This is a genomic window from Gramella sp. AN32, assembly GCF_023718305.1.
In the GTDB taxonomy this organism is placed as follows: Bacteria; Bacteroidota; Bacteroidia; order Flavobacteriales; family Flavobacteriaceae; genus Christiangramia; species Christiangramia antarctica.
This window is the reverse complement of record NZ_QEYO01000003.1, coordinates 80,080-99,393: the sequence shown is the minus strand read 5'-3', so window position 1 is coordinate 99,393 and position 19,314 is coordinate 80,080. Positions and strand designations below refer to the sequence as shown.

The window sequence follows — 19,314 nt, the reverse complement described above, 5'->3', positions numbered from 1 at the left end:
AAAGCAAAAGCCCAATGAAAAATAATAAAAAGATTCCTGAGATTTCACTATTAAAATTTCTGAAGCATTCTGCTAATATTTTAAAGAACCCTCTGCCTTTTCATCATCAGAATTTTACGGAGAAAGGAGATACTTTTCGCCTTAATATCGGTTTTAGCAATTCGGTTATTTTTTCCAGAAATGCTGCTTTAGCCGAATATGTACTTCAGAAAAACCAGCGAAATTATGTAAAGTCTAAGATCCAAACTGAAGATATGGTAAAATATCTTGGAGAAGGTTTATTAACTGCTGAAGGTGAACTTTGGAAAAAACAGCGAAAACTTATTCAGCCGGCATTTCATAAAAAACAACTGGCCAATCTTATGGAATCTGTGAAGCAGGCCATTCTCACAGAATATAAGCGGATAGAAACCAGCGAGAAAATGGATATTTTTCCAATTTTTAATGATCTCGCTTTCCAGTCTGTAGTGAAATCATTATTCAGTAGCGCGGCCGGTCAAAAGGAAATTAATAGGCTTCAATACATCACCGAAGCTGCACAGAAAATGCTGGTTAAAGAACTGCGCCAGCCATATTTAGGCTGGTGGTTTAAAGGCAGTGGTCAAATAAAGGAACATGTTGAACTTACCGAAGATGCCCGACGGATTTTGTTGAAACTGGTAAATGAAAGAAAGAATTCTCAGGAAAAACATGGAGATCTTTTGGATATGCTTTTGGAAGCGAGATATGAGGATGGAAATTTTATGGACCAGGGCCAGTTGTTAGATGAAATTTTGATCTTATTTACCGCAGGCCATGAAACGACATCCAATGCGCTCACTTTTATATTTCAACTCCTGGCGTTGCATCCGGAATGGCAGGAAAAAATTTCAGAAGAAATTAAAATTCTGGAGTCTGAAAATGATGATCTCATGATGGTCCTTGCTCAGTCAAAAATCACCCAACAGGTTATAGAAGAAGGGATGCGATTGTATCCGCCGGCCTATTTTATTGATCGGATAAATGTAGAAGCTGACGATTTTGAAGAAATTCATTTAGAACCTAAATCCAATCTTTTATTTTCACTTTACGAAATACACAGGCATCCCGATCTTTGGGAGGATCCAAACAATTTTATGCCGGAGCGTTTTGAGAATGCCGGGAATAAATACAGTTCGCAATATTTTCCATTTGGTGCCGGACCCCGAAAGTGTATAGGAAACAATTTCGCCATGTTTGAAATGATCATTGCCGTTCAGGAACTTGTAAAAAATTACAAAATCTATCCTGAATTTTCAGAGATAGAAATTACACCGTTGATAACTCTCAAGCCGAAAAATGCTATCCTGAAATTCATGAAAAGGTAATGCTGCCTGATGTTTATTTCAACAATTACAATTTCTCAAAATTGCAGCATGTTCATCAATCTTCATAAGATCTCCAAAGATCGTCAGTTGGTCAACCCTATAGGATTAGAGATCTTTTATTTACATACATCTCTGTAAATCAATATTTTGTATATTTATAATTCAAGTTTTTAGCCATGCCAATATATATGGATTACCATATTTTCCCTGGAGTTACCGTAGAGGAGGTGAAAGCCGCCCATATGTCCGATAAGGCAACCCAGGATAGGTATGGCGTAAAATACCATCAATTTTGGGTAAATAAAAAGACGGGGTCTGTATTTTGCTTAATTGAAGGACCCAATCCCGAAGCTTGTGTAAAAGTTCATGAAGAGGCCCATGGCGCTATTGCATGTAATATTATTGAGGTACAGCCCGGAATGTTAAACTTGTTTATGGGCGAAAATCTTCCAGTAAATCACGGTATAGTTTATGACAAAAACGGGGAAATAGATTCAGGCTATAGATTTATAATGGTTTTGGACATTGTGGTAAATACGTCCTTGAATAGTCATTCTGACCTAAACAAATTCATTTTTCCCGAAGTACCCAGGAAACAAGCTCAGAAACTTATAAATAAATTTAAAGGGGAATTAGTGGAAAATCTCTCTGATGATAGCCTTATATCTGTTTTTAAGGATTCTGAAAGTGCCTTAAAATGTACTCTAGAAATTCAAAAGATATTTAACCGCAACCTTGGTGTCAAGGATTGGAACATAACTTACAAAATGGGTCTCAATGAAGGTCAGCCGGTAACAATGTCCGATGGTTTTTTTAAAGATTCTATTGTATATACCAAACAGCTTAGTTTGATAGCGAATAAAAGTCAAATAGTAATATCGCAAGGCTTTAAAAAATTGTGTTCATTTCAATTGATAAAGTTTGATCAAAATAAAATTAAGGTTTTAAATGAAAGACAAAAATCTTTTATTGGTAATTTTTGGCGTTATACAGAATCCAACCCCACCACCGAAAAATTGTCGATAGAGGCAATAAGTCAGGATATTGGACTAAGTAGGCCCCAACTATATAGAAAAATAAAATCCCTTACAGGGCGTTCTCCCCTAAATTTTATACGGGACCTAAAAATGCGTACCGCATTTAACCTTATCAAGGATAACAATCTCAACGTTTCTGAGGTAGCCTATAAAGTGGGTTATGATGATCCTTCTTACTTCTCTAAATGTTTCTCCCAAAAGTTTGGGATTTGCCCCTCCAAATTAGTCTAGTTCCTTTTTTTCTGCTTAAATGAATCAAACTTTCATGATTTTGAACGATTTAACCTGGGTTCACTTTACCATTGCCCAGTAATTTAGAGCATATAAATTCAGTAGCTCATTCATTAGCAGTTACAGCTATAACAAACTATCACCATGAGAGAACAAATCACCCAATTGAAAACCTCCATTGACGGCACAATAATTTTGCCTGAAGATGACAATTACAATGAGGCTAGATCCATCTATAATGCCATGATAGATATAAAACCTGCAATTATAGTGAAATGCAAGGACGTGGTCGATGTCGTTGATACCGTAAACTTTGCAAGAAAGAACAAAATAGAGGTTTCCATTCGCAGCGGTGGGCATAATGGTGCAGGCCTTGCGTTGATCGATGATGGTTTGGTCATAGATCTTTCCGATATGAAAGGATTAAATATAGACCCCACCACAAAAATTGCCATCATAGAGCCTGGCAATACCTTAAGTGAGGTAGATGCAGCTACATACGAACATGGTCTTGCACTCCCAAGCGGTATAATCGGGACAACCGGGATGGGTGGAATAACCTTGGGTGGGGGCATTGGTTACCTAAGCAGAAAAGCAGGATTAACGATTGATAATTTATTGGAATGTAAAGTAGTCTTGGCAAATGGTGATTTGGTCACTGCCAATAAGGATACAAACGCTGATCTCTTTTGGGCCCTTAGAGGTGGAGGAGGCAACTTCGGAATCGTGGTATCCTTTAAATTTGAGCTTATAGAAGTTAAGGATGTTTATGCAGGACCTATGTTTTGGCCTATAGAAATGGCAGAAGAAGCAATGAAATTCTACGATTCCATTACCAAAAATGCCTCTAACGATCTATATGGTTTTTTTGCATTTTTGATAGTACCTCCAGCAGAACCTTTTCCAGAACATCTATGGAACAAAAACGTGTGCGGCGTAGTTTGGAATTATACCGGACCACGTGAGAAAGCGAAAGAAGTTTTTAAACCTATACGAGAATTTGGCCCGCCTATAATGGATTTTGTCGGGGATATTCCTATGAAGAATTTAAATGGAATGTTCGATGCTTTGTACCCACCCGGACTGCAATGGTACTGGCGCGCCCATTATATTAAGGAATTAAGTGAAGATGCCATCAAAACAAACATAGACTATGGTTCAAAAGTTCCATCTATGCACTCTACAACTCATTTTTACCCTATAGATGGCAGAGTCCATGCTAAGGGTAGTGACGATACTGCCTGGGCTAATCGCGAAGCTCGGTGGTCTCAGGTTATAGTCGGAGTCGATCCAGATCCTGCCAATGCTGATAAGGTAACAAATTGGTGCAAAAACTATTTTGATGCTTTGAAACCTTATGCTATGGGAGGGGCCTATGTTAATTTTATGATGAATGAAGGCCAGGATAGGATTAAAGCTTCATACAAAGATAATTACGATCGGCTCGTAAAGGTCAAAACAAAGTACGACCCTACAAACTTTTTCCACGTTAATCAAAATATTAAACCTGGTTCGGAGTAATTATTTAAATGAAAGTAATCTCTAAGGGCAAATTTTAATCCCCCTCATGCATTGAAACGATACAGTCTGAATCCAATGCTCTAATGCTATGGCCAGGCGAATGTGCGGACAACTCAAATTATCATTATTGTGCACTCCAAGTGAAGTGCTGCGGAAACACCTTTTAATTAAATTCTTGAGGCAAGGCCTTGATTATAATTAAATCGAAAAGACAGTGCTTAAGCTTTAATATAAAAACTAGAAAATTAATCATTTAAATATATTTATTATGAAAACAAAACTTGTATTAACAGTAATTCTAACATCCTTTTTATTTTTATATGGTTGTTCGGATAATGATGACACTACTGAAGAATCAGAATTAATTTCCCAAAGTACATTTTCATCCAAGATCTCAAATGAAGGCAAAGGTTCTTCAGTAACTTCCCAAGCGTTTCCGCAAGCAAAACAAGAGGTCATAGAGACTTTCGAAGCCATTGCACAAAGTATTATTGATGGGGATATGGATCTTCTCATCTCTTTTCATGCATATGGACCTAAGTTTACCGAATTCAAAGACGGGGCCTTAAGAAATGGAGGTGAAGCAAATGAAGCTTATGAACGCACGGTTTTTGGTTCTGTGACGGAAGTAGTCAGGTTTGATGCAAATGATTTGCAAGTTGCGGTATATTATGGGAATGTAGCTAATGTAACCTTTCACTCCGATTTTCGTTTAAGGTTTGGAGAAGGGACAGAACCTGTTATAATTAACAATCAAATAACCTTGCTATTTGTTAAAACAAAAGGTAAATGGAAAATTGTTCATGAACATCATTCTCCGCTGCTTTAATATCATACTACAAAACAAGTATAAGTAATAGCGATTTGAATTTCAATTCAAATCGCTATTACTATATATAAACCGTTGGAAAACATGGGAAAAAGATCCAATAACAAACATGAAATGGAAATACAATTTTTAGAAAAAGAAATTCCAGGGCTCGATAGCTATTGGATCCAACCTTGCTGGTTCTTCCCGAAGTATAATTTTCTGAACTGTTCCAAGCAGTGATAAAGGTTAGATTACAGAAGGCCATGTAATTAATGAAAGCCCCACATTCAAATGTTCTATAGGCAGAATTTGCTTCCTGGTTGAATAGTCCGAATATTTTTCGAAATGCTTTTTTTATAAACATATCCCTTGCCCTCCGCTTATAGACGTATATGTTAAGTACGTTAATGTCTTTTGATCTAAAATTACTACTATTTGAATCAAATGTAGAATCCTTTAATATAATAATGAGATAATTTTAAATAATTAAAGTTCTGATAATTAGATACTTAAACAGCATAATTTTTTTTCACCAAGTAATTCGCTGAAGAATAATGTTTTAGAATACAATAAGTCATCGTGGTTTTAACAGGATCAGCCTGTTAAGTGCAAATAATAAAATATCCTATCAAAAACGTTCAGTTCTTTAGTCAATCATCCAAACATTCTTGTAGTAGCCCCCATTTAAGTGAAGTTAAAAAGTTTAATTCTAAAAACAATTAAAATCAATATAGTATGAAACACAAAACTTTTAATGTCCAGAAGCATTCGGGAAGGCTCTTTAGCCTTAAATTTAGGGGAATAATTCTTTTATTCTTTTTTTCATTTTACATTTCGTCTTGTAGCATGGACGAAGTAAGTCTTGTCCCTGAAGATGTAAGTTCAGATTTAACGACGGTTGATCTAAAAATGGGAATTCATTTTGAAACATGGCAGGGCCAAATTAAAAGGCTAGAGCAAAAAACACAAAGGTTTCATAATTTCCGCGTAGGTCTAGCACAGGGATGGGAGCTTCAGGTAACCGAGCATGTGCCAGGAATGGGAATTCACTATTTAAATCCCAAGTATGCAGATGGTATATTTGAGTTGGAAAAACCAGAAGCCTTAATGTATATTTCTACTGAAGAGGGTAAAATGCAATTTGCAGGAGTGGAATATTTAATTTTTGGAATTCCCCCTGAAGGGCCTGCACCAGAAGGATTCATTGGGGATCAAGATGAGTGGCATTATAATCCCGATGTCCCCGCCTGGACCTTGCATGTCTGGGTAGGATTGGAAAACCTTGATGGGGTGTTTGCAGCCACTAATCCCGATGTAGATTAGCTCCAAACATTAGTCCTACTAATTAGACTTTTTAAGTTTAAGCCTAATTAAGCTTAGTAGGATCGAAACGATGAGATACCAATTTAGTCAAAGCCGAAGCGAACCGCCTCGGCTTTTTTTTGTGGTATTTCCAAAGCTAAGTTCCTTGACGCAGAAACTCTAAGGCTGAAATACTGGTAAAAAAAACATACAGGGCGAAATGCACTATAGAGAGAATTGTTTTTATTAACGCCGGGCTCCTCCTAACCTAGCGACCGTTATCTCCTTTTACCCAATTATGACCTTCGGGAATTTCTAAATAAGGATCTCTATATAATCAGTAAAAATGCATACAGAGGGAATACCGCTTTGTGATAAAAGATATACTGAAGGAGTTTTTCTTTCAGTTTTAAAAAGGAGATAGGTGAATTTTAGGGCTGGGACTGTAGGGGATTCCGCCCCGGTGCCGGAGAAAGCTTAAAGGAAAAAAGTACTACCATATAAATTTCTTGATAGGATTTAAAGTGCTGAAGTTTAGAATTTTAAACACTAAACCAATATATTTACTATAATCATTAGGAGAAAACGAGTTGCCAATTTATATGGATCTTCATATTGTCCCTGGAATTACTGCCAAAGGTGCAGCAGAAGCACATAGGCAAGATTTATTGATCCAAAAAGAATATGGTTGTAACTGTATGACCTATTGGGTAGATGAATCGAGAAATAGCGCATTTTGTTTGATTGATGCCCCAAATCCGCAAAAGGTTAAAGAACTTCATGACAAAGCGCATGGATTGATGACGCATCAAATTATTGAAGTAAATAGTACTGTTGTTGAATCTTTTCTGGGGCGAATTTATGATCCCGAAACTTCAGACGTTTTAGAAAGTCAATTAAAAGTATTTAACGATCCTGCGTTTAGAGTACTCCTGGTGATAAATAACTTAGACACTATAATTTTGACCCATCGCCTGGGTAGAGAGAAAGTAAAAAAAATAGTTTCAAAATATAAAAAGTTTTTACAACGCCAGGCTGAAGCCCATGGGGGTCGCGAGGTTGAATATACTGATGTAAATATTATAAGTTTTACCTCCACCTTCAATGCGGTGGCGTGTGCTATAGCCATGCAAAAAGTAATTTCCAAAGAAATACAGGAATTATTGAATGTAAAAATGAGTGTACATGCTGGGATGCCAGTAGCTACAAGTAGTGAATTATTTGGTGATACGATACAATTCGCAAAGCGATTATTTTACACTATAAATAACAAACAAATTGCTGTAGCATCAATAATAAAGGAAATAACCCATAAAAATTATTTCAATCAAATTAATCACCAAATTATCACCTTATCTACCAGCGATGAAAAAATACTGGATCAACTTCTTGATGTTTTGGAGAAAGAGAGTGGGAATTCAAATTTTAATGTCACTGATTTTTGCAAGCACATGGGTGTAAGCAAATCGGGATTGTATAGAATCACGGAGATCTTAATCAAGAAATCCCCTAATCTATTGATAAAGGAGTTTAGACTAGAGAAAGCTATGGAATTAATGAGAAACTCAGGTTTAAATGTTTCGCAGGCAGCATTTGATTCAGGGTTTAGTAGTCCGGGTTATTTTTCGAAATGTTTTTTGGAAACTTATCACTTCCTGCCTTCCGCATATAAACGTATGTGTTAATACGTTAAATTTCTTTTGAACCAAAATCACTAATTTTTGAATAGAATGTAGAAGCTTTTAATAAAAAAGCAGGATACTTTTATAGAGTTAAACCTGTAAAAATGAATGTGATGAGTAAGATAATAGCTTTTATTTTTGGCATCTTAGTATATCTCCTTTTTTTAATATCGTTTCTTTATGCAATTGGATTTGTTGGGAATATATTAGTTCCGAAGTCAATAGATTCGGGCGTAGAAAATGCACTTGCGCCATCAATTTTAATAAACCTGGCTCTGTTAAGTATTTTCGCAGTACAGCACAGTGTAATGGCCAGGCCGGTATTTAAAAAATGGTGGATTAAAATAGTGGGGAAAACTATAGAGCGAAGTATTTATGTATTATCCTCAAGTTTAGCGTTAATATTCCTTTACTGGCAATGGCGACCCCTAAAGACTGTGGTGTGGGAGATAGAAAATGCCACTATTTCAGCAATTGTAATCGGATTATATTTTTTGGGCTGGCTTATTGTCTTGCTTTCAACATTTATGATCAATCATTTCGAGTTGTTTGGGTTAAAGCAAATCTTTGATAATCTAAAAAATATCTCAGCTAAATCTCCAGCTTTTCAAATAAATTTCTTTTATAAAATAGTACGTCATCCTATTATGTTAGGATTTTTGATCGCATTTTGGTCCACCCCTGTTATGACCGTAGGGCATCTTATATTCACGGTCACCACCACGTTCTATATCATTGTTGCAGTAAAATATTTGGAAGAAAAGGATTTGATAAAGCATATTGGGGAGCCCTATGAAATATATCAAAAGAAAGTGCCCATGTTTATTCCGTTTTCCAAAAGCTCAAATTAAAGTTTCAAAATATAATTAAATATAAAAAATACGATCATGGAACCAACAATGGAAAAAGATAAAAAAGAACTTTTAATTAATTTGGAAGGAATATTTAAAAGTTGCGAAGAAAGAGCCGCACACTATGACGCCAACAACCTTTTTTTTCAAGAAGATTTTGAGGAACTCAAGGGTGCAGGTTATTTGCTAATTGCAGTACCTGAAGAATTTGGTGGCTATGGGATGCTCATGGACGAGTGTGAGACACTCACCAGAAAGCTGGCATACCATGCTGCACCCACCGCACTGGCACTTAATATGCATATTTATTGGACGGGTTTAATTGCAGACCTATATCGTCAAGGGGACAAATCCATACAATGGGTGCTGGAAGAAGCTGGGCGGGGAAAAGTTTTTGCCGCAGGACATGGAGAATCAGGTAATGATATTCCCGTTTTATATTCAACCTGTAAAGCGGAAAAAGTTGAAGGAGGATACAGCTTCACGGGCCATAAAATGTTTGGAAGTCTAACCCCGGTATGGGATTATCTCGGCTTTCACGGACAGGACAATAGCGATTCAGAAAACCCAACGATAATTCATGCTTTTTTGCCCAGGGATACTCAAAATTTTGAAATAAAAAAGACCTGGGATAATGTTATGGGAATGCGGGCAACTCGCTCAGATGATACTATTTTAAATGATGTAATGATACAGGATAAATATATTGTAAGAAAAGTTCCGGCAGGGTTTAACGGAATTGATGGTTTCGTTCTTGGTATTTTTTCTTGGGCATTAATTGGATTTGGCAATATCTATTTTGGTTTGGCAAAAAGGGTGGTTGATATGGTATTAGAAACGCTCCATAAAAAGAAATCAATTTCATTGGGTCGTCCCTCGATGGCATATCATCCAGGAATACAACGCGACGTTGCAGACATGGTATTGGAATTGGAAGCCATAGAGCCGCATTTGGATACTATCGCCCGTGAATGGAGTCAGGGAAAAGCCTATGGAGCTGCCTGGGGCATTAAAATATTCGCAGCTAAATGCCATGCCGTAGAAGCTGCTTGGAGGGTTGTAGATAAAGCCATGGATGTCATGGGCGGCTATGGAATTTCAAGAAATTCAGGATTTGAACGCTTATTTCGCGATGCGCGGTTGGGAAGGATCCATCCATCCAATACTTATATAACCAGAGAGGTCATCGCCAAAGGAATGTTGGGATTGGATCTGGATTACCAACCCAGATAGTGGTTATCGGGAAAAGAATTTTGCCCAGATAAAAGGAACTGGTGAGAGAGACATTAAAATTGCAAAACTCGCCTCAAAAGCCCTGAACTTCGATGACCACAGCCTAGGTCAATTGGATAATAAGATCCTTACAACCATCTTAAAACTTAATTTAATGGAGTACCGTTGGGTTAAACACTCTCGGTACTGTCGTTAGCGAAAGCCTGAAACCCTTGTATTAAAGTTTCTATACAAACTGTAGTGATTTAGAGAGGATTTTAAACTCAAAATCATACTCTAAGAAATACAATTTTCACTGTTGAAATTCAGCGGCCGGGTAATTTGTGCCCTGTACCGAACAAAAAGCTAACCCCATCCAGGCAGATCCTTAAATTATAGCCAATGCATCATTAAATCCATAAAATGAAAAAGTATCTACATATTCTAATTGGCCTTTTTCCAATCTTGTTTTATTCCCAACAGGAAATCACTGGACGGGTAGTGGAGGAGGATTCCATTCCCCTGGGATTTACCAATGTTATGTTATTGTCACTACCCGATTCGGTTTTTGTAAAGGGAACAACAACGGATGAGGAGGGAACTTTCGAACTAAAATTAGATAAGGATTTTAATGGGTTTTTACGGGTCTCGTCACTAGGCTATGAAACCCGTGAGATTAAAGTTGTATCCGGTAAGAACAATTACAATTTTCAACTTCCTGTGGCTATGAACCAGTTGGAGGATGTAACAGTGAGTTTCAGGCAGCAGCTTTTTGAAAAACGCCCTGACCGGCTCATTGTGAATGTTCAGAATACCGTGAGCGCTGCCGGAGGAACCGCATTGGAAATCCTGGAGAAAAGTCCGGGTGTTGGGATAGACCGTCAAAATAGTGGTATTTCCCTCAATGGCAAACAAGGTGTGCAGGTGCTTATCAATGGTAAGCTTTCCCGGTTACCGGCTAGCGCGGTTATACAGATGCTTAACGGGATGAGCTCCGAAAATATCGAAAATATTGAGCTTATCACCAATCCGCCTGCAAAATATGAGGCTTCCGGCGCGGCATTGATCAACATCAACCTGCTCGAAAACGAATTTTCAGGCACCAATGGCAGCTATGGCGGCCACCTCGCCTATAATGATGATATGGGCTACGGGCTTAATTTCAGCTTGAACAACCGGGCCGGTAAGTGGAACAGTTTTATAAATTACAATTCGAGCTTAAGCCAAAATAAAAATGAGTGGTACTCCCTTAACCGCTTGAATACCAACGGTGAAATTTTGATAAATGAAGCTTTGCTCGATAGGCATGCTTCCCAGTTCAATCATAATTTAAGATTGGGAACAAGTTATTCCCTAAATGATAGAACCGATCTCAATGTGTTGCTTGCCGGCTTTAATAATAAATGGAAAACCAACGATACTAACCGCGGCCTAATTGAAATAACTCGTGATTCTACCCTCAGTTTTACGGGGGATATTGATGAAAAAAACCATTGGAAACATGGTATGGTTGGGCTGGGTATGGATCACAGATTTTCGGACAGATCAGATTTGACAGTTTATGTGGATGTTTTGCTTTATGATAATGATCAACCGGCGATTTTCGACATTGGTTTTCTGAATCTCCAAAGCAGGAACACCTTCAAGGATATTATTGAAACCCGAAAGAATACGGAAATAAGCATCCTGGTAGGGAAAGTAGATTATTCTGTAAATCTTTCGGAAAAACTGAAGCTGGAAACCGGGGCTAAATCCAGCCTTTCCGAATTTGAAAATGATTTTCAGGTAGCCCAGTCAGGTGATGTCTTACAGGGGGACCTAGAAGGGCTTTCTGCCTTTCTTATTCTGGATGAGGATGTATATGCCGGCTATATCTCTTCAGAATTCAACCCCAATGAAAAATGGAATTTTGCTGCCGGCATCAGGTATGAACATACGCTAACAGAACTGGGTCCACCCGGCGAGGCATTGATCGTCGACAGGGACTATGGGAATATATTTCCCAATTTTACCGCCAACAGGAAAATAGGCGAAGATGGAAATCTTTCTTTTTCCTACGGAAGAAGAATTGCCCGCCCTACTTTTAACGACCTGGCACCCTTTGCTTTTTTTCAGAACCCACAAACCCTGTTTTCTGGAAATTCGAATCTGCTCCCGGCAATCATAGATAATCTGGAGATCAGTTTCCAGCCGGCAAAATGGTGGGTCTCCCTGTCTTACAGCCACACAAAAGATTTTATAGCGGCCTTTCAGCCCGAATTGGATGAAGAGACAGGCACACAGCTTTTCCGAGCGGCGAACCTCGAATATTTACGAAGTTATGGTGGGCAGGTATACCTACCTATAAAAGTAGGTGACTGGCTGGATTTTCAGAATACCATTTCATTATTTAATATTGAAATAAATCCGTATGGCAACGGAAATGAAGACCTGTTCAAAAATCTAAATTTCGGCTATCAGGGTTCCGCTACTTTCTTTATGCCAAATGATCTTTCTTTCGAAGTTAATGCCAATTACCAGTCAAATCCCTCCTGGTGGGGGTTAACTGATTTGCAGCCTTTATATCGTTTTGATCTTGGAATAAAGAAAAAATTAGGCGAAAATGGCGGCACTTTAAGTCTGGTGGGAACTGATGTGTTAAATACCTATAAATGGGAATGGCAAAATCCCGATGAAGCCGGAACCGATTTTGATTTTGAAGGATACTATCACCTGGGGCTTCAGGGCATACGGCTAAACTACACCAGGAATTTCGGCAACAGAAGGCTGAAAGATGTGACTATTGATTCCGGCTCTGATGAAGAGCAGGGAAGGGTGAATTAGATCATCTTTATTTGAGTACCTCTTTCAGTATTTTTTCCAACCCCCACTTAAGTAATTTTTTGGATTCATTATTATTCAGCCCACAAACATCTTTGGTAACTATAAAGGCTTCGATTCCCATTAGAACAGTGGCCAGGTTAGCTATATTTTCCCGTTCCTTCGGGGTGAGTTTGTTTGATTTTTGCTTAAGTGCCAGCAAAAGGGTGTTTTTCCTCCGTGCACCCCGGCTGCGTTTATCTGCCTGGGCATCTATAATTACACTTAGGTATTTCCTGAACCCGGCCTCATTGTCTTCCGTTAGCTGGTTATAATAATCCTGGATGGCCAGGATAGCTTCTGAAAGTTCCCGGGATTTAACTTCTTCATATATTTCTTCCGAACTTTTTGTATTGAAGTCCAATACCGCTTCGGCAGCCAATATTTCAACATTGGAGTAATACCTGTAGATAGTCGCCCTTGAAATGGAAGCATTATTTGCAACGTCTTCCAGGCTAAAATCTTTCCCCTTATTCATTATTTCCTGGGCACTCTTGAGGATTTTCTCTCTAGTCCTAAGCTTCTGGTTTTTCCTGCCGGTATTTACATATTTATTTTTCATGAGACAAATATCTTATAAAATTTGGAATATTAAAAATTCTAAAATATATTTGTGAGACAAAAATCTCATAAGATGAAAAATAATTCCGTTAAATGGGTAATAGGGCATAAAGTAACACTTTGTGACCAGTCAGATGATTATGATCTCGCGATAGGAGAAACGCCTGCCCAGGTACCTGGGCCACCACCGCATCTACATCACACTTTCCATGAAACCTTTTTAATTGTGGAGGGGGAAATGGAATTTATGATCAATGGTGAAACGAAAATATATAAGAGCGGGCAATGTGCCGATATTCCGCCAAATACACTGCACACTTTCGCCAATAAGACGGATAAGTTATGTCGTTGGGTGAACATTCATCGCCCACGGGGGTTTTCAGAATTTTTTAAATCGGTTGGAATTCCCGAAGAAGAAGAAAATGCGAGGGGGAACTCCATCGCTCCCGAAGTCATTCAAAAGGTAATTGAAACCGCACCAGACTTCGACATGCAAATAAAAATGTAAACTAATTATTTATTAACCATTCTAATTAAACTATTATGAAAAAACTCAGTTCCATCTGTTTAGGCATTCTTTTATTTTTAGGTGCTATTTTATTGTCCTGTTCCAGTGACCCGGCAGAAGAAGGGATTTTTGAAACCTATGATTTTAAGATAGAAAAAGCAGAGAGCCTGGAGGACCAGCTTGAAATGCTTACCAAGGCCATGCGCCGCTTCCATAATTTCAAAGTTGCTGAAGCGCAAGGTTATGTGCAGGTGAGTCCGCTCGTTCCAGGTATGGGCTTTCATTATGCAAAACCTGAATATGTAGATGAAAAATTTGAAATATTAAAACCCGAAATTCTCGTATATCATCCAGATGAAAATGGCGTAATGCAGTTCGTGGCTGCAGAATATTTAATTCCTGTAGAGAATTGTGATCCTGAAGGGGATTATACACCACCTTCAGATGGATTTATAGGTGATCTGGATCATTGGCATTTAAATTGTATTGCCGGAGGATGGACATTGCATGCCTGGGTAGGATTAGAGAATGAAGATGGAGTTTTTGCACCATTTAATCCCGCGCTACAATAATCTCCAATATTTAATCTTTAAATTAGCTGTTCAAATTACAATTTTGAATACATCAGCTGCTAAATATTCAGAAAAAATCAAAGCCGAAGCCAAACGCCTCGGCTTTCTTTCATGCGGCATTTCTAAAGCCGAATTTTTAGAAGAAGAAGCTCCAAGGCTTGAAAAATGGCTTTCAGAAAACAGGCATGGCGAAATGCGCTATATGGAAAATTATTTCGATAAGCGGCTGGATCCAACATTACTGGTTCCAGGTTCAAAAAGTGTCATTTCCTTATTGCTGAATTATTATCCTTCAGAATTTCAAAATAAAAAATCCTATAAAATCAGTAAATATGCCTACGGAAGGGATTACCATTTTGTAATTAAGGACAAACTAAAACAATTACTTTCAACACTTCAGGATGAAATTGGGGATTTTCACGGTCGGGCTTTTGTAGATTCGGCTCCGGTTTTAGATAAAGCCTGGGCAGCAAAAAGCGGCCTTGGTTGGATTGGGAAACATTCAAATTTGCTCTCCAAACAAACCGGATCGTTCTATTTTATCGCTGAACTCATTGTAGATCTCGATCTGGAATATGATACTCCTGTAACCGATCACTGCGGAAGTTGTACTGCCTGTATCGATGCCTGTCCCACTCAGGCGATTTATGAACCTTACAAAGTTGATGGCAGTAAATGTATTTCCTATTTCACGATTGAATTGAAGGATGAACTGCCTTCAGGTTTTAAAGATAAATTTGATGACTGGATGTTTGGATGCGATATTTGCCAGGATGTGTGTCCCTGGAACAAATTTTCCAAACCACATGCAGAACCACTTTTCAATCCGCATCCCGATCTTTTGGAAAATGATAAAAAGGACTGGGAAGAAATTACCCGGGAAACCTTCAATGAAATCTTCCGAAAATCAGCAGTGAAAAGAACCAAATTTGAAGGTTTAAAGAGGAATATCGAATTCCTTAAAAAGGACTAATCAAAATTATAGGAATATCTCACTGCTGTTGGTTTCCCATTTTTGTCTTTTGCCGGTTGCTGAATTTCCAAATTTCCCAGTATTTCCTTTATCTCATTTTGAAACTTAGCCGGCAGTGTTCGTACTAAAAGATGTTGCATTCTTCCTTCAGGATCTATCATAAATGTAAATCGTACCTCATTTAACTGCTTTTTAGAATAACCTTTTGCTTTTAATTTTTCCAGAGTCTGATTTTCGATGAGATCTTTTAAGCAGTTCATTTTACTGCAATTATCAATTACTGGTAGCTTTGCTACTTTTTCAAAACTTAAAACCTTTTTTTTACCGGCTTCTTCAGCATAAAAATCATCATAACTGGAGAATTGATTGGATTTGAACCTTATGGGAACTGTATATTTAATTGCTACCGGTTCTCCATTCTTGTATGCTGGTTCTTCAATTTTCATTTGCTGAATAAGTTCCCGGGTTGCGTTTTTTAAAGCTTCCACATTAGATCGCACCTGCACGTCATCAATCTTTCCTTCAGAATTTACAATAAATTGGGCATAAGCTGTGCCGCTGTTGCTTTCAGAAATTTTATTCAGGTCAAGATTTTTTAAAATATAAAGAGTGATCTCATTTTTAAAACATTCTTTCGAATTTTTCGCGTTTTTACACGATTTAAATAAGGGTGCTTCATCCACATTTTCAATGAGCTCAGCATCCTGAGCAGTAACAAAAACTGAAAGGAACAAAGAGAAGAGGAAAGAAAGGCAGTATTTCATGAATAGGTATTTATTACAAAGTAGTAAAAATTTGAATAAATCGAACTTGAGGAAAATAGATGAAATCTTTATCAACATTTTTTCTTTCATGATAAAAGCCTTGTTAACTTTGTTATTCAGCCAAAATTATAGTTATGAGCAACGACTCCAGAAAGAGAAGAGAAGCATTAATCTATCATGCCAAGCCAAGACCGGGAAAAATTGAAGTGGTGCCCACTAAGAAATACGCTACGCAAAGGGATCTTTCCCTGGCTTATTCACCCGGCGTGGCTGAACCTTGCTTAGAAATTGAAAAAGACCCGGAGAACGCTTATAAATATACCATAAAGGGAAACCTTGTTGCGGTAATATCAAATGGAACAGCAGTGCTGGGCCTTGGCGATATTGGGCCGCTGGCTTCAAAACCAGTGATGGAAGGTAAAGGTTTGCTCTTTAAAATTTTTGCTGATATTGATGTTTTTGATATAGAAGTCGATACAAAAGATGTAGATAAATTCATTGAAACGGTAAAAAATATCGCTCCTACTTTCGGCGGAATTAACCTTGAGGATATTAAAGCGCCTGAAGCTTTTGAAATAGAAAGAAGGCTTAAGGAGGAGCTGGACATTCCGGTAATGCATGATGACCAGCATGGAACGGCCATTATCTCGGCAGCAGCTTTGCTAAATGCCCTGGAACTTGCCAAAAAGAAAATTGAAAAAGTAAAGATCGTAGTAAGTGGCGCCGGCGCCGCCGCGGTTTCCTGTACCAAGCTTTATAAATCCTTTGGTGCAAAAGCTGAAAATATCGTGATGCTGGACAGTAAAGGGGTTATAAGACAGGATCGGCCAAGCCTTTCTGAAGATAAAGCTGAATTTGCTACCGCCAGAAAAATTGATACGCTTGATCAGGCCATGAAGGATGCCGATGTTTTCGTAGGCCTTTCCATCGCCGATATTGTTTCTCCGGAAATGCTGAAAAGTATGGCCAAACGTCCCATCGTTTTTGCCATGGCGAATCCAAATCCTGAGATCAATTATGATCTAGCCATGAAATCCCGAAAAGATATTATCATGGCAACGGGTAGAAGCGACCATCCTAATCAGGTTAACAATGTGCTTGGTTTTCCTTTTATTTTCCGAGGAGCTTTAGATGTACGCGCATCAAAGATCAACGAAGAAATGAAACGAGCGGCGGTAAAAGCTTTAGCTGAACTCGCCAAGGAAGCTGTTCCCGAACAGGTGAATATCGCTTATGGGGAAACACGTTTAAATTTTGGCCCGGAATATATTATTCCAAAACCTTTCGATCCCCGGTTAATTGCCAAAGTACCCCCGGCGGTTGCCAGAGCTGCTATGGGAAGTGGTGTTGCCCGCGAAGAAATTACCGACTGGCAAAAGTATGAAGACGAGCTCTTAGAGCGAATGGGAAGTGATAATAAGATCACCAGGTTGTTGATGAACCGCGCGAAAATGAATCCAAAAAGGATCGTTTTTGCGGAAGCTGATCATTTGGATGTGCTTAAAGCCGCTCAAATTGTTAATGATGAGGGAATAGGGACGCCAATTCTTTTAGGAAGAAAAGATGTGATCCACGAGTTAATGGCAGAGATCGATTTCGATCCGGAAGGGGTACAAATTATCGATCCTAAATCAGACGAAGAAGAGGAAAAGCTGAAAGGCTATGCACAAAAATTCTGGGAAACCAGAAGACGTAGCGGAGTTACTTTGTATGATGCTCAAAAACTGCTGAGAGAAAGAAACTATTTTGCTGCGATGATGGTGAACGAAGGTGATGCCGATGCATTGCTTTCAGGTTATTCCAGGGCTTATCCCACAGTCGTGAAACCAATGCTGGAATTAATTGGACTGGCTAGTGGTGTATCCAAGGTTGCCACCACCAATGTGATGAATACCTCACGAGGGCCAATTTTTATTAGTGATACTTCCATTAATATCGATCCTTCCGCTCAGGACCTGGCGAAAATTGCCCAAATGACTTCACGTGTGGTTAAATTATTCGGAATGGATCCCGTAATTGCCATGATATCTTATGCGAATTTTGGCTCCTCGAAAGATCCAAGAGCGAAAAAAGTTAAAGAAGCCGTTAGTTATTTGCATCGGGCATATCCAGATCTCGTTGTGGATGGAGAACTACAAACTGATTTTGCCCTGAACAAAGAAATGCTTCAGAGTAAATTCCCCTTTTCAAAACTGGCCGGGAAAAAAGTAAACACCCTTATTTACCCTGATCTGGATTCTGGGAACAGTACTTATAAACTTATTAAAGAGCTCAATAATGTGGATTCCATCGGGCCAATTATGATGGGGATGAGTAAACCCGTTCATATTCTGCAACTGGGTGCCAGTGTAGAGGAAATGGTAAATATGTCTGCCGTTGCCGTGGTAGATGCTCAGGAAAAGGAAAAGCAGGTGAAAAGATAAGGAGGGGCTTCGCCAGGCTCAACCGGACTTTGTTTTAAAATTGAAATTATTCTTTCTCCCATCTTGATATGTTGAAAAGTAATTTATTGGGGTAGCTAGTAAAAAATATAATGATTTTGTACCGCTGAGCCTGGCGAAGCGCTAACTATGATTTCAATTATGAAATTCTACTACGTGTATATAGTGCTATGTTTAGATTTGTCCTTTTATACGGGAATTACCTCAAATCTTGATAAAAGGATTCAGGATCATAATGATGGCAAGCATCCCGATGCCTATACTTTTTTAAGAAGACCTGTGGAACTAAAGTGGTTCGAAAAATTTACGAATGCGCAGGAAGCTATTGCATGGGAGAAGCAAATTAAAGGATGGAGCCGACGTAAAAAAAAGGCCTTAATCGCAGGGGACTGGGAAAGTTTGATCGAATTTTCAAAAAATTATACTGAATATGGCCACCCGGATTCGAGAAAAACGAAGTAAGTTATTCTGAAATTGGCTTCGACAAGCTCAGCCGGGTAGTGTTTTTATATTGGAATATTTCTTTGCCGGGCCTTTCGATTTTTAGATTATCAATCGAATATTCTAATGTAATAATAGCACTAAAAATCAGCTCTTTCGGAGGGGACGAGGGAGGATTTATTTTGTTACATTTGAGACCGAA

At 38.4% G+C, this 19,314-nt stretch carries 16 protein-coding genes; 14 read left to right on the top strand and 2 right to left on the bottom strand.

The genetic code is table 11. The features are described from left to right. Positions 1-14: 14 nt before the first annotated feature. The 9 genes from DHD80_RS04860 (at position 15) to DHD80_RS04820 (ending at position 12,816) form a co-directional block, all read left to right on the top strand. Positions 15-1,346, top strand: a complete 1,332-nt coding sequence (locus DHD80_RS04860; RefSeq protein ID WP_251740023.1) for a cytochrome P450 — start codon at positions 15-17, stop codon at positions 1,344-1,346. 176 nt (positions 1,347-1,522) lie between these two features. Next, a complete protein-coding gene (locus DHD80_RS04855) occupies positions 1,523-2,614 on the top strand; it encodes a nickel-binding protein (protein ID WP_251740022.1) in 1,092 nt (363 codons plus the stop codon). A 144-nt stretch (positions 2,615-2,758) separates the two neighbouring features. Beyond that, positions 2,759-4,135 carry an FAD-binding oxidoreductase gene (locus DHD80_RS04850; protein WP_251740021.1) on the top strand — a complete coding sequence of 459 codons (1,377 nt, stop codon included), beginning with the start codon at positions 2,759-2,761 and terminating at the stop codon, positions 4,133-4,135. A gap of 268 nt (positions 4,136-4,403) precedes the next feature. Then, positions 4,404-4,964, top strand: coding sequence for a nuclear transport factor 2 family protein (locus DHD80_RS04845; RefSeq protein WP_251740020.1), 561 nt, complete (start codon positions 4,404-4,406; stop codon positions 4,962-4,964). Positions 4,965-5,681: 717 nt separating this feature from the next. Next, the gene (locus DHD80_RS04840; RefSeq protein WP_251740019.1) at positions 5,682-6,269 is read left to right on the top strand and encodes a hypothetical protein; all 588 of its coding nucleotides are present in this window, start codon (positions 5,682-5,684) and stop codon (positions 6,267-6,269) included. A gap of 581 nt (positions 6,270-6,850) precedes the next feature. Further along, positions 6,851-7,933, top strand: a complete 1,083-nt coding sequence (locus DHD80_RS04835) for a nickel-binding protein (protein ID WP_251740018.1) — start codon at positions 6,851-6,853, stop codon at positions 7,931-7,933. Between the two features lie 110 nt (positions 7,934-8,043). Further along, on the top strand, positions 8,044-8,781 hold the full coding sequence (gene mddA, locus DHD80_RS04830) for a methanethiol S-methyltransferase (protein ID WP_251740017.1): 738 nt from the start codon (positions 8,044-8,046) through the stop codon (positions 8,779-8,781). Positions 8,782-8,817: 36 nt separating this feature from the next. After that, a complete protein-coding gene (locus DHD80_RS04825; RefSeq protein WP_251740016.1) occupies positions 8,818-10,014 on the top strand; it encodes an acyl-CoA dehydrogenase family protein in 1,197 nt (398 codons plus the stop codon). Between the two features lie 402 nt (positions 10,015-10,416). Next, positions 10,417-12,816: an outer membrane beta-barrel family protein gene (locus tag DHD80_RS04820; protein WP_251740015.1), complete on the top strand. Its 2,400-nt coding sequence runs from the start codon at positions 10,417-10,419 to the stop codon at positions 12,814-12,816. Between the two features lie 7 nt (positions 12,817-12,823). On the opposite strand, the gene DHD80_RS04815 is transcribed toward DHD80_RS04820, so the two are convergent. Next, the gene (locus tag DHD80_RS04815) at positions 12,824-13,414 is read right to left on the bottom strand and encodes a TetR/AcrR family transcriptional regulator (protein ID WP_251740014.1); all 591 of its coding nucleotides are present in this window, start codon (positions 13,412-13,414) and stop codon (positions 12,824-12,826) included. A gap of 72 nt (positions 13,415-13,486) precedes the next feature. Between DHD80_RS04815 and DHD80_RS04810 the strand changes: the two genes are divergently transcribed. Genes DHD80_RS04810 through queG form a run of 3 tightly spaced genes read left to right on the top strand, consistent with a single transcriptional unit; the run spans position 13,487 to position 15,466 of the window. Continuing rightward, positions 13,487-13,921, top strand: coding sequence for a cupin domain-containing protein (locus DHD80_RS04810; RefSeq protein WP_251740013.1), 435 nt, complete (start codon positions 13,487-13,489; stop codon positions 13,919-13,921). A 35-nt stretch (positions 13,922-13,956) separates the two neighbouring features. Further along, on the top strand, positions 13,957-14,493 hold the full coding sequence (locus DHD80_RS04805) for a hypothetical protein (RefSeq protein ID WP_251740012.1): 537 nt from the start codon (positions 13,957-13,959) through the stop codon (positions 14,491-14,493). Between the two features lie 43 nt (positions 14,494-14,536). Next, positions 14,537-15,466, top strand: coding sequence for a tRNA epoxyqueuosine(34) reductase QueG (queG, locus tag DHD80_RS04800; protein ID WP_251740011.1), 930 nt, complete (start codon positions 14,537-14,539; stop codon positions 15,464-15,466). Here queG and DHD80_RS04795 read toward each other — a convergent pair. Beyond that, complete coding sequence (locus tag DHD80_RS04795; RefSeq protein WP_251740010.1) at positions 15,463-16,230, bottom strand: energy transducer TonB; 768 nt, start codon at positions 16,228-16,230, stop codon at positions 15,463-15,465. The genes queG and DHD80_RS04795 overlap by 4 nt on opposite strands. A gap of 134 nt (positions 16,231-16,364) precedes the next feature. Between DHD80_RS04795 and DHD80_RS04790 the strand changes: the two genes are divergently transcribed. Then, complete coding sequence (locus DHD80_RS04790; protein ID WP_251740009.1) at positions 16,365-18,653, top strand: NADP-dependent malic enzyme; 2,289 nt, start codon at positions 16,365-16,367, stop codon at positions 18,651-18,653. A 159-nt stretch (positions 18,654-18,812) separates the two neighbouring features. After that, on the top strand, positions 18,813-19,133 hold the full coding sequence (locus tag DHD80_RS04785) for a GIY-YIG nuclease family protein (RefSeq protein WP_251740008.1): 321 nt from the start codon (positions 18,813-18,815) through the stop codon (positions 19,131-19,133). Positions 19,134-19,314 lie beyond the last annotated feature (181 nt).

What these genes read in the sequence shown, in the direction of transcription:
- DHD80_RS04860 (WP_251740023.1), top strand. Translation starts at nt 15, where the DNA reads ATGAAAAATAATAAAAAGATTCCTGAGATTTCACTATTAAAATTTCTG.
- DHD80_RS04855 (WP_251740022.1), top strand. Translation starts at nt 1,523, where the DNA reads ATGCCAATATATATGGATTACCATATTTTCCCTGGAGTTACCGTAGAG.
- DHD80_RS04850 (WP_251740021.1), top strand. Translation starts at nt 2,759, where the DNA reads ATGAGAGAACAAATCACCCAATTGAAAACCTCCATTGACGGCACAATA.
- DHD80_RS04845 (WP_251740020.1), top strand. Translation starts at nt 4,404, where the DNA reads ATGAAAACAAAACTTGTATTAACAGTAATTCTAACATCCTTTTTATTT.
- DHD80_RS04840 (WP_251740019.1), top strand. Translation starts at nt 5,682, where the DNA reads ATGAAACACAAAACTTTTAATGTCCAGAAGCATTCGGGAAGGCTCTTT.
- DHD80_RS04835 (WP_251740018.1), top strand. Translation starts at nt 6,851, where the DNA reads ATGGATCTTCATATTGTCCCTGGAATTACTGCCAAAGGTGCAGCAGAA.
- mddA (WP_251740017.1), top strand. Translation starts at nt 8,044, where the DNA reads ATGAGTAAGATAATAGCTTTTATTTTTGGCATCTTAGTATATCTCCTT.
- DHD80_RS04825 (WP_251740016.1), top strand. Translation starts at nt 8,818, where the DNA reads ATGGAACCAACAATGGAAAAAGATAAAAAAGAACTTTTAATTAATTTG.
- DHD80_RS04820 (WP_251740015.1), top strand. Translation starts at nt 10,417, where the DNA reads ATGAAAAAGTATCTACATATTCTAATTGGCCTTTTTCCAATCTTGTTT.
- DHD80_RS04815 (WP_251740014.1), bottom strand. Translation starts at nt 13,414, where the DNA reads ATGAAAAATAAATATGTAAATACCGGCAGGAAAAACCAGAAGCTTAGG.
- DHD80_RS04810 (WP_251740013.1), top strand. Translation starts at nt 13,487, where the DNA reads ATGAAAAATAATTCCGTTAAATGGGTAATAGGGCATAAAGTAACACTT.
- DHD80_RS04805 (WP_251740012.1), top strand. Translation starts at nt 13,957, where the DNA reads ATGAAAAAACTCAGTTCCATCTGTTTAGGCATTCTTTTATTTTTAGGT.
- DHD80_RS04795 (WP_251740010.1), bottom strand. Translation starts at nt 16,230, where the DNA reads ATGAAATACTGCCTTTCTTTCCTCTTCTCTTTGTTCCTTTCAGTTTTT.
- DHD80_RS04790 (WP_251740009.1), top strand. Translation starts at nt 16,365, where the DNA reads ATGAGCAACGACTCCAGAAAGAGAAGAGAAGCATTAATCTATCATGCC.
- DHD80_RS04785 (WP_251740008.1), top strand. Translation starts at nt 18,813, where the DNA reads ATGAAATTCTACTACGTGTATATAGTGCTATGTTTAGATTTGTCCTTT.